This is a genomic window from Actinomycetota bacterium (assembly GCA_019347675.1).
Classification (GTDB): domain Bacteria; phylum Actinomycetota; class Nitriliruptoria; order Nitriliruptorales; family JAHWKO01; genus JAHWKW01.
This window is the reverse complement of record JAHWKW010000008.1, coordinates 100,182-113,490: the sequence shown is the minus strand read 5'-3', so window position 1 is coordinate 113,490 and position 13,309 is coordinate 100,182. Positions and strand designations below refer to the sequence as shown.

The following is a 13,309-nucleotide window of genomic DNA, read 5'->3' as shown; positions in this document are numbered from 1 at the left end:
GGATGCCAACCCTGGATGCCAACCCTGGATGCCAACCCTGGATGCCAACCCTGGATGCCAACCCTGGATGCCAACCCTGGATGCCAACCCTGGATGCCAACCCTGGATGCCAACCCTGGATGCCAACCCTGGATGCCAACCATGGATGCCAGCGCTGGATGCAAAGCTTAGCAGCACGTGGCGATGGGGACGGTCCGACCGCGGGCTGCCTAGGATCGAGACGTTCGAGCCGGGGGCGTCATGTCGCGCAAGCGCGTCGCAGGGATCGTCCTGATCGTCCTGGTGCTCGCGGCCGTGGTGGCGGTGGCGGTCGTCCCCACCGGCGGTGGTCGCGGTCGGACAGGCGACGCGGTGGCGGTCGTGCACCTGGCCGGTCCGATCCAGGACAGCGTCGGTTCTCCCCTGGGTGGCGCCGCGATCTCCCCCATGCTGGTCCGTGAGCGCCTGGAGACCGCCGAGCGCCATGGCGGCGTGCGGGCGGTCGTCCTCCGGCTGGATACGCCGGGCGGCACGGCGGCCGCCTCACAGGAGGTCGCCGCTCTGATCGCGGAGTTCCCGTTGCCGGTCGTCGTGTCGATGGGAGACGTTGCCGCGTCCGGCGGGTACTACGCCGCGGCCAGCGCTGACCGCATCGTCGCCAAACCGGCGACCATGACCGGGAGCATCGGCGTGATCATGACGATCCTCGACGTCCAGGAGTTGCTGGACAAGCTCGGGGTCGAGGTCGAAGCCGTGACCGCCGGAGAGCACAAGGACATGCTGCTGCCGGGGCGGATGACCCCCGAACGTCGCGCGATCCTGCAGAGCATGGCCGACCAGCTGTACGACCAGTTCGTGACGGCGGTCGCGGACGGCCGCGACCTGTCACAGCAGCGGGTGCGGGCACTGGCCACCGGGCAGCCGTACACCGGTCAGGAGGCGCTCGAGCTGGGACTGGTCGACGTGCTCGGCGGCCTGGACGAGGCGGTGCAGGAGGCCGAGGACCTGGCCGGGATCGAGGACGCCCACGTGATCGACCTCCGCCCGTCGCTGTTCGAGCAGCTGTTCGGTGGCCCACAGTTCGGGGCGGTGCAGCAGCTGCTACGCCGAGGGGTCGAGGGCGACGAGATCGGCGCGCTGCGCTCCCTGCTCGATACGGTCGTGGCCCCGCGATACGGAGCTCCGTGATGAGCGACACGAGCAACGAGGATCGCCGCGGCACGTCGGATGTCGACCAGAACGCCAGCGGTGTCGACCAGCAGACCGGCGACTCGCGCGTCGACGAGCAGGCCGACGTGGCCGACGCCGGACTGCTCGAGACGGTGGTGTCGGTCCTGACGGAGCCGGTGCCGACCCTGCGCCGGTTGACCGCGAACCCCAACGTCGGGTGGGCTGTGATCGTCGTGGCCGTCGTGGGGCTGCTGTCGTGGATGTCGACGGTCGCCGGGTTCGGGGCCGGCCCCGCGCAGATGCAGGGGGCGCAGCCCAACCTGGCGCAGATGCGCGGGCCGCTTTTGGCGGCGGGGGTCGTCGCCGGACCGGTGTTCGGGATCATCGGCTTGGCCATCGGCACGGCGATCCTCCACGGCGTCAGCCTGCTGCTCGGCGGCGAGGGTTCCTTCCGCGGGCTGTTCACCGGGCTGGGGTTCGCCTACGTCCCCTCGGCCTTCGGGGTCTTCGGCCAGCTGCTGCCCCTGGTGCTCGGGATGGCCGGGGCGCTGCTCGGCGTCATCGTCAACCTCGGCATCAGCATCTGGGCGATCGCGCTGGCGGTGATCGCGGTCCGCGAGAACAACCGGTTCTCGACCGGGCGGGCGATCGCGGTGGTGCTGATCCCGGCTGCCGTCGCGATCGTGCTGTTCATCGTGTTGATGGCGGTGGTGTTCGCCGCGCTGGCTGGCGGCGGCGGGTTCCGCCCCTAGGCCTCGGCGTCGGGCGACGAACGTCGCCCCGCGCGTCGCCATCGGCCAGCCAGGAACGCGCCGCCGAGCGCGAGCAGACCGGTGGCGGCCTGGCCGCCGCCGGTGGCGGGCAGGACCGGTGCGGTCGACCCGCTGGCCGACGGCGGCTGCTGCGCGGTCTCCTTGCCGCTGGTGCTGCCCGGTCCCTGTCGCGCACCCTGGTCGGTGGCCCGCAGGATGTAGATGCCGCGGTTGAGGTCGCTGTTGAACACCAGCAGCTCACCGGTGGTCGGGTGGATGACGGCCTTCGACCCCCAGAACCCCGTGTTGGCCTCCTGCACGCCGTGCGGATCAGCGTCGTTGTCGTTGTCGTGGTCTGTGGCGAGGGGGACGAACCAGGCGACCTCGCGGAACTGGCCGCCGGCACCGTTGGGTTCCAGGACCCGGACGCCGTCGGTGTACCAGGCGAAGTACACCCGCCCGTCGGGCCCCACGATCGGGTTGTGGGCGCTGAAGACGTTCTCGGGTCCCTGACCCTCGACGGTGTCGACGTGGGGCGCCTTGAACGTCGAGACCTCCTTCCACTGGGCCGGGTCGGAGCTGGTCGCGTCGACCACGCGCATGAACCCCCACGGGTTGATCTGATCGGGTTCCTGCAGCTGCATGGTCACCGTGACCCGGGCCTCGAGGGCGTCGATCGAGTCCAGCAGTCGCTCGCCGGGCTCGTTCGGGATCATCATCGCAGGGATCTGCCCGGTGGCCAGCCCCGACGTGGTCCCCTGCGGTTGGTCGTTGACGACGATCAGGCCGGCGGCCCCGGCGGTCTCGGCGGTCGTGACCTTCTGCTGGAACAGCGGGCACGCGCCTCCGCGGCGGGCCACCGCGATCCAGCCGTCGAGCGTCGCTCCGGTCGGTCCGGCCTGCAGGTACGAGCACCCGAACCCGTCATCGGAGGCCAGCGCCGGGAACGGTCCGGTGCCCTCTTCGGTCAGAGGTTGCGTGCCGGTGAACTCCGCGCCCTGGAAGCGCTCACCGTCGTCCACCGCCGCACCGTCGGGGGCGGACGCGATGACCGTGAACGGTGCCGGCCCCGGCCCGACGAAGTCCTCGTCGCCGACGATCACGAGGTGTTTCCCACCGATCATGAGCGGGACGGCCGCGTGGGTGTTGCCCTCGTTGTCGGTCCCACCGGGCTGGATCTGGCCGATGAACGCCGGCTCGGTCGGGTCTTCGACGTCCAGCAGGATCAGCCCCGCGTCCCAGAACGACAGGTAGGCGATCTTGCCGTCGTCGCTCACCCACACGTCGTGGAGGTTGCACGACGCCAGGTGCTCGCCACGCGGCTCGCACAGCTCGTCGAATGTGGGGCCACCTGGGGTCTGGGCGTCGGCCAGGGCCCACTGCGATACGAGTTGGGGGGCGTTGGGATCGGAGATGTCGACGAACTGCACCGTGCCCACCAGGTCATCGCCGGTGAGCAGGTCCGAGTCGTTGTGGACCGCCGCGACGAACGCCTTCTGCAGGTCGGGTCGGTGGAAGGCGAACAGGTTGTGGGTGCCCAACCCTCCGTTGTTGAAGCTCCCCAGGCGCTCCGGTGCGGTGGGGTCGGTCACGTCCCAGAGCTGGAAGCCGGTCTGTGCGCGCGGGATGTCGTTGACGGCGTCGATCAGCGCGACGCCGAGGTCCGCCCCGCAGGGCTCCAGGGAGTGGGCCAGGATGTCCCCGTTGAACGCCGCCGTCTCGACGCCCTCCACGACCTTCACGTCGTTGTTCTGCGATCCCGGGACCGTCGCGAGCTTGGCGACGACTCCGGGCTTGTCGGGTTCGGTTGCCTCCACGACCCACACCCCCGACTTCTGCGGGTCCTGCGGATCGTCACCTTGTGACGGGCAAGGGTCGTTCCCGATCAGCGACCCCCACGTCCCGGTGTAGGCGAACAGGCGCGCGTCCGGCGTGCCTTCTTGGGTCACGTGCGTCCAGATGTCGGTGTTGAACCCCTTGTTGTCGAGGTTGTGGAAGCCGACCTCCTCGAGGCCCTGACGTGGGTTGTCGAGGTGCGAGCCCCCGCCGGTCGCTGACGAGGTCGCCTGTTGCCGCTGCGCTGCAGGATGAGCAGCGGCGGGCGCCACGCCGGCCAGCACCAGCGACGCCACCGCGGCCACCAACCGGATGCTCCTGCTACGTCCCATGGCTGCCCCCTCACCCAACGGGACGCCTCGAGACCGTCCCGACCGTGGAGTCCGACGTTCATCGGCGAACCCTAGCCCTCACCGTCGACGACAGAATCGATGAGGCAGGCTCGCATCGGGTGAGCCGAGATCGCCTGAGACGACGTCGGTGTATCCGTGCGCGCAGCGACCGACGGGGGCGCCGTCGCCGGCATCCTGCTCGCAGGGACGGATCGACGCGGCGGTACCCACTCCGTCCCGACCGGCGCCGGACGCGACGGAGCAACCTGAGCACGGAACGATCGAGGGCGACGTGCCGCTGTCGGGCGACCAGGCCGGACCGGCCGGTCTTGGGAGGCGCTCGACGGCCTGAGTGCGACCGGATGTCACGATCGGTTCCGGGCCCCTCCCGGCCGCCCGACCGCACCGTCTACCCTGCGCCGGGCACAGCCTCGGAGGGGACGTGACCACGCGCGGGCGGATCCGACGCTGCTCGTCGCTCGTGGCCGTCGGAGTGCTGCTGCTGGCCGCCTGCGGGGGCACGACCGGCCCGGCCGACCCCACCGACGCGCTGATCGACGCGGTCGAGCGGAGCTTCTCCGGGTCGTTCGCGTTCCACGTCGCGGCCGATCTCGACGACGTCGCCCGCGCCGAGCTGCCGTCCGGCGAGGTGCCGGTCGGGGCGCTGCTGGACAGCCTGGAGATCACCGGGCACACATCGGGCGGCGACGCCGTCCAGGTTACGGTCGCGGCGATGGGCCAGTCACTGTTCGAGCTGCGCCGGACCGACGCGACCCACACCTACCTGCGCACCGACGTGGGTTGGATCGCCGAAGCGTTCGGCCTGCCATTGGAGCGCGACGAGTTGCTGGCCGACACGCAGCAGGCACCGCAGGCTGTGACCGAGATGTGGACCGGCCTGCTCGACGGCCGGTGGGTCGGCCTCGTCGGTGAGCCCCCCGAACCGCCCGACAGGATGGTGCTGGGCGGCGGCGTGGACACCTCGAAGATGCAGGCCGCCCAGCAGGAGGCCTTCGGCGGTTCCCCGGGCGAGTTCGCTCGCCGCTTCACGACCGCCGCGGTGGCGGCCGGCCACAGCGACGGCGCGGACGGGCGGGTGCTGGCCGTGGTGCTGCACACCCGGGCGATGGCCGAGGCCATGGTGGCGGCGATGGCCGAGGTGCTCGGCGAGGACGTCGCGGGCGACGCCGAGCAGGCGCGCCGCGACCTGCAGCGGATCCCCGAGACGGTCGGCGGGGTGACCGTCGAGGTCTCCAACCGGCTGATCGACCGGGTCACCGTCGACGTGTTCGAGCTGGCCCGCTCCCTTGGTGAGGGCGCCGGCGACGGGCCCGCCGGGTCACTGCGGCTGGTCGCCGGGATCACCAAGCACGGCTCGGCTGGTGCGGTCGCCGCGCCCGACGACGTCTTGGAGATCGCCGCCGAGGACCTGGGTCACTTCCGCCCGGGGGGGTTCCTGCCCGTGCCCGGTGTGGGTTCGGGGCTGATGTGGCCGCTGGCCCTGGCGTTCATGCCGATGGGCGCCAGCTCTGTTGCCGTGGAGAGATCGGTGGAGGTCGGGGTGGCGACCGCGGCGCCCGCGCCGCCACCCGAGCTGTCGGGTGTCGGCCCGCCGCCCGCTCCGGGTGCGTCGCCGCAGGTGGCCACGGTCGAGGCGCAGCCACGGATGCGCCTGGACGTCTCCCCGCACGCCGGCCCGGCCGGCACTCGGGTCACCATCACGGTCGAGGGCTTCGCCGACGGTCCGGTCGAGGTCCGCTGGGACGACCGCAACGGTCGCGTGCTGGCCACCGCCGACGGCCCGGACTTCACCGTCGAGGTGACCGTGCCCGCCGACGCCGCCCCCGGCCAGCACACCTTCGTGCTGAACGCGACGGCGCCGGACGCCACCCGCGGCGCCGCGATCAGCTTCGACGTCACCGGTTGACCGGGCCGGGTGGCGGCCGGGGGACAGAAGTGGGCAGGGATGGGGAGCTTCGCGGGCGGCAGCAGTCCTCGGCTTGTCGAAGAACGCCCGCACCAGCAGCAGACGGTCGGATGCGCCGAGAGCCTCCAGGGGCGGTCCGACTTCCCGCTCGACGAGGTCTCGCTGGAGCTGCGGTCCCTCTTCTTCACCGCGGTGACAACCGGGGCGCTCAATCGCTACGAGATGGCTGCTGTTCTTCGGCGCGACCGCTGTACGACGCCAGCCCCTTCCTGATGGACCGGCGCGAGACCTTCGACCAGTGGTCGTTGCAGGTCGAGGACAAACGCATCGACGTCACCGGGAAGGCCGATGGCGAGCTGCCGACCCGCCCGAAGCAGGAGACGTGACCCACATCGGGCCTCACCCCGCGGTCAGCGGTTCGGGGGCTGCCCTCGGTATTGCTCGTCACCGCCGATCCAGATCACCTCGCCGGCGACGGTCCGGGCGAACCCCGGGCCGCTGGTCAGCTTGGCCCACTCGTCGGTGGTGTAGACGACCAGTTCGGCGGGCACCGGCAGGTCCGTTGTGTCGAAGCGCGTGGCGCGCCGCTCGAACGGCTGGTCGGCGTCCTTGACGAGGATGATCAGGTCCACGTCACTTCCCACACCCGAGTCGCCGCGGGCGTACGAACCGAAGTACCCCACCCCGACGACGTCGCGATGCCTCTCGACGACGCTGTCGGCCCACCGCCGGACCGCCGCATCGACGGTGGCGCCGTCAGGCCATCTGAGAACGGACGAACTCAGCGATCGCACGGGCATGGGCCAGCGCCTCCTCGCTCCGCAGGATGCCGTAGTGCTCGAACGGGGCGCCCTCCGGGTGACTGTTCGGGTAGCGGGACGGGATGTAGAAGTTGTCGAGGACCCGCCCTCGGTCGATCAGATCCCCAGGAACCGTCAGCTCGCCGGGCAGCTCTCGCAGCAGCTTGGCGACGACATGGCCCCACGCTTCTTGCCCGAGCGACAGGTGCAGAGCCTTCACCAGCTTCCCGGTGCCCTGCTGCGCGGCGAAACACGCCACTCGTGACGGCCGGACTCACGCGCCTCGGCCGCGTGCTCGAGATCACGCAGGCCCTGCCGCAACCAGTCGTCGGCCCTGGACGGCACCCGTCGCCTCCTCATGTGGATCCGGGAGCGGGGAGGGTCTAAAGATGGTGGTGCGGGCGGCGGGATTCGAACCCACGACCTTCGGCTCCGGAGGCCGACGCTCTATCCTGCTGAGCTACGCCCGCGCAACGACGGCGCCCGGTCGGGGGCGCGCAGCGAGGCTACCACCGATCCTGGGCGCCGGCCGTTGCACCGGATGCCGACCGTGTGCGGCCCGACGCCGTGTCAGTGAGGGCTACGGTTCCGTCCGAGGGTCAGGGGAGGGGCGGTGACCAAGGTGCTGGCGGTCGACGACGACCCGGTCATCCAACGCCTGCTGCAGGTCAACCTGGAGATGGAAGGGTACGAGGTCGAGGTCGCCTCGGACGGCGACGAGGCCCTCGTCAAGGCTCGCACCACCCGGCCCGACGCGATCCTCCTCGACGTCATGATGCCCAAGAAGGACGGCTGGCAGGTCTGCGCCGAACTGAAGGCCGACCCCGACCTGCAGGCCATCCCGGTGGTGTTCCTGTCGGCTCGCGCGCAGGACGCCGACATCCAGAAGGGCACCGACCTGGGGGTCGCCGCCTACATCACCAAGCCCTTCGACCCGATCGACCTGGTGGAGCTGGTCGACGAGCTGACGGGGCGGAGCCGCTGACCGGCGCTCGCGGCTCCGCCACATCGACCGTTGCGTACCCTCGGTAGGCGATGACGACCCCACAGGAACTCGACCCTGTCCTGGCGGAACTGGCGACCCGCATCCGCACCGCCCTGCTGGCCGCCGGACTGCCGGAAGTCGCAGAGATCCCTCTGGAACGGCCTCGCCAACCCGAGCACGGCGACTGGGCGACCCCGGTGGCGCTGTCGATCGCCGCCGAGGCCGAGCAGACGCCCCGCGCCATCGCCGAGCAGCTGATGACCAACCTCGAGGTCCCCCCGGTGATCGCCGCCGTCGACGTGGCCGGCCCCGGTTTCGTCAACTTCCGGCTGGCCCACAGCTACTTCCAGGACGTCGTGCGGCGCGTCCTGGCGGAAGGCGACCGCTTCGGTCGGCGCACCCGCGCGGACGTCGACGTCGAACACGTCAACGTCGAGTTCGTCTCGTCCAACCCCACTGGGCCGCTGCACGTCGGCCACGGCCGGTGGGCGGCGGCCGGTGACGCGATCGCGGCGCTGCTCGAAGCCGACGGCCACCACGTCGAGCGCGAGTACTACCTCAACGACACCGGAGAGCAGATCCGGCGCTTCGGCGAGTCGGTCGTGGCGGCCGGCCTCGGGCGCCACCGCACCGACGAGCACTACCGCGGGGAGTACGTCGACGCGCTGGCCGCCCAGATCAAGGCCGACCTCGGCGACGCGGTGTTCGGCGGCGGCGACGACGCCGAGGTCGCTGAACGCATCGGTCAGATCGCCGTCGAGCTCATGACCGACCACATCCGCGACGTGCTCCACACCATGGGCGTGGACTTCGACACGTGGTTCTCGGAACGGTCCCTGCACGAGCAGGGCGCCGTCCAGGCCACGGTTGACCTGTTGGCCGAGGCTGGCCACGTCCACGAGGAAGACGGCGCGGTGTTCCTCAACACCACCGCCTTCGGTGACGACAAGGACCGCGTCCTGGTCCGGTCCGACGGGCGGCCGACGTACTTCGCAGCGGACTGCGCGTACCTGCAGAACAAGCGGGAACGCGGCCACGACCGGTTCGTCTACCTGCTGGGCGCAGACCACCACGGCTACGTCGGGCGGATGCAGGCGCTCGGGCGGGCGCTGGGCGTCCCCGACGAGACGCTCGAGATCCGGATCGGGCAGCTGGTGAACCTGTCACGCGGCGGGCAGCCGGTCCGGATGAGTACCCGCGCCGGTGAGTTCGTCACGCTCGCGGAGGTCCTCGACGAGGTCGGCCGCGACGCCCTCCGCTACCACTACCTGCGCAGCGGCCTCGACCAGCCGATCGACTTCGACCTCGACGAGGTCGTGCGCCAGTCGATGGACAACCCGGTGTACTACGTCCAGTACGCCCACGCCCGCATCGCGTCGATCCTGCGCAACGCCGACGCAGCCGGCTTCGACGCCGGCACGGTCGACGACGCCGCCCTCGACCTGCTGACCGAACCGACCGAGGAGGAGCTCCTGCGCCGGATGGCCGAGCTGCCGGAGGTGGTCGCACAAGCCGCCGATCTGCGCGCCCCGCACCGCCTCACCCGGTACGCCGAGGACCTCGCGGGGTCCTTCCACCGCTTCTACACCGAGTGCCGGGTCCTGGGCGTCCGCGACGACATCGCACGGGCGCGGTACTGGCTCGCGGTCGCCGCCAAGCAGGTCCTGGCCACGGCGCTGGCGCTGTTGCGGGTCTCCGCCCCGGAGCGGATGTAGGCGGTGACCGACGACCCGCTGGCCCGCGGGCGCCCGGCGGAGCGACCGCTCGGGCCGTGGCCATGCACCGCCCAGCGCGGCGACGACGGGGTGCTGCACATCGGCGGGGTGTCGGTCGTCGACCTCGCCCGCGACCACGGCACGCCCCTGTGGGTCGTTGACGAGGCCGACGTCCGCGCCCGCTGCCGGCAGTACCGCCGGGCGTTCGCCGACGCCGAGGTCGCCTACGCGTCCAAGGCCTGGTGCACGGTCGGGATCCTGCAGCTGGTCGCCGACGAGGGACTGTGGATCGACGTGGTGTCGGGTGGCGAGCTGCACACCGCCCGGGTGGCCCAGATCCCGATGCGCCGCGTCGTGTTCCACGGGAACAACAAGTCGCTGGCGGAGCTGCGTCTCGCCGCGGAACTGGATGTGGGGCGTGTGGCGGTCGACAGCATCGTCGAGCTGGACCGTCTGGAGGCGCTCGGTCGCGAACTCGACCACACCTTCACGTGTTGGCTGCGCATCACGCCCGGGATCGACGCGCACACCCACGACTACGTCCGCACCGGCCACGACGACTCGAAGTTCGGCTTCGGGATCCGCTTCGGTCACGACCGCGTCGCGATCGATCACGCCCTGCCCCTCGAGCACGTCGACGTGGTCGGCGTCCACGCGCACATCGGGTCGCAGATCTTCGGCGGTGACCCCTTCGCGGCCAACGCCGAGGTGCTGGTCGGGGTGCTCGCCCGCTGGCGCGACGAGCTGGGGCTGGACATCACCGAACTGAACCTCGGCGGGGGCATGGGCGTCCGCTACACCCACGAGGACCCTCCGGTCGACGTCGGGCGGATGGCGCGGACGGTCACGGAAGCGCTCGACGTGGCCTGCGACGAGCACGGCGTCCCACGGCCGCGGCTGTGGGTGGAGCCGGGGCGGGCCATCGTGGGTCCCGCCGCCGTCACCGTCTACGAGGTCGGAACGATCAAGCAGCTGCCGGGCGTGCGGACCTACGTGAGCGTCGACGGCGGCATGAGCGACAACATCCGTCCGGCGCTGTACCGCGCCGACCACGACGTCGAGCTCGTCAACCGCCGCGGCAGCGACGACGCCGCCGCGTTCACGGTGGTGGGCAAGCACTGCGAATCGGGCGACCTGGTGCGCGAACGCGCGTCGCTCCCCGTCGACGTGCGGATCGGTGACCTGCTCGCCGTCGCCGCGACCGGGGCGTACACGGAGTCGATGGCGTCGAACTACAACCGGCTGCCACGTCCCGCGGCGGTGCTGGTCCGCGACGGCCGGGTCCGTCCCCTCCTGAGGCGCGAGACCTACGACGACCTGGTCGCCCGCGACGTCCCGCTGCGCTGACCCGCCAACGGCGATCCTCCACGCGGCTGCCCTGGCAGGCACCACAAGGGTGCTCGGTAGGCTCGAACTCAACGCGAAGGAGTTCCCATGCGTCGCGTCATCCGCATCGGCCTGCTGGGCTGCGGCGTCGTCGGCGCCGGGGTCGCGCGGATCCTGCACGAGCACCGCGACGACATCGCGGCCCGGACGGGCGCCACCCTCGAGATCGCGCGGGTCGCGGTCCGTGACCCCGCGCGCCACCGTGACGTGCCGCTGCCAGCCGAGGTGTTCACCGACGATCCCGCCGCCGTGGTCGACGCCGACGACGTCGACCTGGTGGTGGAGGTGATCGGCGGTCTTCAGCCGGCCGGGGACCTGCTCCGTCGCGCGCTCAAGCAGCGCAAACCCGTGGTGACGGCCAACAAGGAACTCGTCGCCCACGAAGGGCCGGACCTGTTCGACCTGGCCGAGGACGCCGGCGTCGATCTGCAGTACGAGGCGGCCGTGGCCGGGGCCATCCCGATCATCAAGCCGCTGAAGGAGTCACTCGCCGGCGACCGCATCCGTCGCGTCATCGGGATCCTCAACGGCACGACGAACTACATCCTGACGCGGATGACCGAGGAGGGGGCCGCCTACGACGACGTCCTGGCCGAGGCTCAGCGGCTGGGGTTCGCCGAGGCGGACCCGACCGCCGACGTCGCCGGACACGACGCCGCCGCCAAGTGCGCCATCCTGGCGTCGCTGGCCTTCGACACCCGCGTGGTGGCCGACGACGTGTTCCGGGAGGGCATCCGTTCGGTCACCGCGACCGACATCAGCGTCGCGGACCGCCTCGGCTACGTCATCAAGCTGCTGGCGATCGCCAGCGAGGTCGACGGGCAGGTCGCGGTCCGGGTCCACCCGGCGTTCGTGCGCAAGACCCATCCGCTGGCTGCGGTCCGCGAGAGCTTCAACGCGATCTTCGTCCAGGCCAACCACGCCGGCGAGCTGATGTTCTACGGCCGGGGTGCCGGCTCGGCGCCCACGGGCTCGGCCGTCGTCGGCGACATCATCCACGTGGCCCGCCACCTGCTGCAGGAGTCGCGTGGCCCGCGGGAGTCCAGTCACCGCGCCAAGCGCATCCGTCCGATCGCCGAGCTCGCGACCCAGTACTACGTCCTCCTCGACGTCGAGGACCGCCCGGGCGTCCTGGCCGCCGTCGCGACCGTGTTCGGCCGCCACGGCGTCTCGATCGGCCAGGTGTGGCAGGAAGGCCACGGCGACACCGCCCAGCTGGTCCTGATCACCCACCGTGCCCGCGAGAGCGACCTGCAAGCGGTGGTCGGTGACCTCGGCAGGGAGCCGGCGGTGCGCTCGGTCGCCAGTGTGCTGCGCGTCGAGTCCGAGGCGCTGGGGTGACGCCCCGCGCGCACGTGTGGGGGGGCGTCGTCGCCGAGTACCGCGAACGCATGCCCTTCGCCTCGGGCGCCCCGGTGGTGACGCTGGGCGAGGGCGGCACCCCCCTGATCCACTCCGAACAGCTGTCGCAGCGGACCGGGTGCCAGGTGCACCTCAAGTACGAGGGCGCCAACCCGACCGCGTCGTTCAAGGATCGCGGCATGACCGTGGCGATCTCGAAGGCGGTCGCGCACGGCGCCAAGGCGGTGATCTGCGCCTCGACCGGGAACACCTCGGCGTCCGCGGCGGCGTACGCTGCCAAGGCCGGGCTGGTCTGTGGGGTCCTGGTACCCCAGGGCAAGATCGCCCTCGGCAAGCTCGCGCAGGCGCTGGTGCACGGCGCGCGGGTGATCCAGATCGACGGCAATTTCGACCACGCCCTCGAGCTGTGCCGGATGCTGGACGAGACGTTCCCGGTCCAGCTGGTCAACAGCGTCAACCCGTTCCGGATCGACGGTCAGCGCACCGGGGCGTGGGAGATCTGCGATCAGCTCGGTCGTGCGCCCGACGTCGTGTGCATCCCGGTCGGGAACGCCGGGAACATCACCGCGTACTGGCGTGGCTACCGTGAGTACCACGTCGACGGACTGATCGACGGTTTGCCGGTGATGCGAGGCTTTCAGGCGGCCGGCGCGGCTCCCATCGTCCGCGGCGAACCCATCGAGCGGCCCTCGACCATCGCGACCGCCATCCGCATCGGCAACCCGGCGTCGTGGAAGCAGGCCGAGGCAGCCGCAGACGAGTCCAACGGCTCCATCGAGGCGGTCACCGACCGCGACATCCTGCAGGCATACCGCATGCTGGCCAGCGAAGGGGTGTTCGTGGAGATGGCGTCGGCGGCGTCGGTCGCGGGGCTGCTGCAGCTGAACGCATCGGGGGACGTCGAGCCCGGTCAGACCGTCGTGTGCGTCCTGACCGGGCACGGCCTCAAGGACCCCGATTGGGCGATCGCCGGCGCCGCACAGCCGCCGGTCATCCCCGCCGACGTGTCCCGCGCCGCTGAGCTGCTGGACCTCGCGTGACCGCTCCCGGCGCGACGCGTCGACG

10 protein-coding genes, 1 tRNA gene and 1 pseudogene are annotated in these 13,309 nt (G+C 71.3%); 8 read left to right on the top strand and 4 right to left on the bottom strand.

All coding sequences use genetic code 11. From position 1 onward, the window contains the following. The first annotated feature begins 240 nt into the window (after positions 1-240). Complete coding sequence (sppA, locus tag KY462_07105) at positions 241-1,167, top strand: signal peptide peptidase SppA (GenBank protein MBW3577494.1); 927 nt, start codon at positions 241-243, stop codon at positions 1,165-1,167. After that, entirely contained in the window at positions 1,167-1,901 is a 735-nt protein-coding gene (locus KY462_07100; protein MBW3577493.1) for a YIP1 family protein, read from the top strand. The genes sppA and KY462_07100 overlap by 1 nt, the downstream gene beginning before the upstream one ends. Here KY462_07100 and KY462_07095 read toward each other — a convergent pair. Further along, positions 1,898-4,069, bottom strand: coding sequence for a hypothetical protein (locus KY462_07095; GenBank protein MBW3577492.1), 2,172 nt, complete (start codon positions 4,067-4,069; stop codon positions 1,898-1,900). The genes KY462_07100 and KY462_07095 overlap by 4 nt on opposite strands. Before the next feature lie 442 nt (positions 4,070-4,511). On the opposite strand from KY462_07095, the gene KY462_07090 reads away from it, so the two are divergent. After that, entirely contained in the window at positions 4,512-5,996 is a 1,485-nt protein-coding gene (locus tag KY462_07090; protein ID MBW3577491.1) for a hypothetical protein, read from the top strand. A 410-nt stretch (positions 5,997-6,406) separates the two neighbouring features. On the opposite strand, the gene KY462_07085 is transcribed toward KY462_07090, so the two are convergent. From KY462_07085 to KY462_07075, 3 genes and pseudogenes are all read right to left on the bottom strand, one after another. Further along, a complete protein-coding gene (locus KY462_07085; GenBank protein ID MBW3577490.1) occupies positions 6,407-6,796 on the bottom strand; it encodes a nucleotidyltransferase domain-containing protein in 390 nt (129 codons plus the stop codon). Then, positions 6,753-7,141: pseudogene (locus KY462_07080) on the bottom strand (HEPN domain-containing protein). The gene KY462_07085 and the pseudogene KY462_07080 overlap by 44 nt, the downstream one beginning before the upstream one ends. 48 nt (positions 7,142-7,189) lie before the next feature. Continuing rightward, positions 7,190-7,266, bottom strand: a tRNA-Arg gene (locus KY462_07075). A 143-nt stretch (positions 7,267-7,409) separates the two neighbouring features. Here KY462_07075 and KY462_07070 point away from each other — a divergent pair. The 5 genes from KY462_07070 (at position 7,410) to thrC (ending at position 13,284) form a co-directional block, all read left to right on the top strand. Then, complete coding sequence (locus tag KY462_07070) at positions 7,410-7,781, top strand: response regulator (protein ID MBW3577489.1); 372 nt, start codon at positions 7,410-7,412, stop codon at positions 7,779-7,781. Positions 7,782-7,831: 50 nt separating this feature from the next. Continuing rightward, complete coding sequence (gene argS, locus KY462_07065) at positions 7,832-9,496, top strand: arginine--tRNA ligase (GenBank protein MBW3577488.1); 1,665 nt, start codon at positions 7,832-7,834, stop codon at positions 9,494-9,496. A gap of 18 nt (positions 9,497-9,514) precedes the next feature. Continuing rightward, the gene (lysA, locus tag KY462_07060) at positions 9,515-10,843 is read left to right on the top strand and encodes a diaminopimelate decarboxylase (GenBank protein ID MBW3577487.1); all 1,329 of its coding nucleotides are present in this window, start codon (positions 9,515-9,517) and stop codon (positions 10,841-10,843) included. 87 nt (positions 10,844-10,930) lie between these two features. Beyond that, the gene (locus KY462_07055; protein MBW3577486.1) at positions 10,931-12,223 is read left to right on the top strand and encodes a homoserine dehydrogenase; all 1,293 of its coding nucleotides are present in this window, start codon (positions 10,931-10,933) and stop codon (positions 12,221-12,223) included. Continuing rightward, positions 12,220-13,284 carry a threonine synthase gene (gene thrC / locus KY462_07050; GenBank protein MBW3577485.1) on the top strand — a complete coding sequence of 355 codons (1,065 nt, stop codon included), beginning with the start codon at positions 12,220-12,222 and terminating at the stop codon, positions 13,282-13,284. Before KY462_07055 ends, thrC begins: the two co-directional genes overlap by 4 nt. Positions 13,285-13,309: the final 25 nt, after the last annotated feature.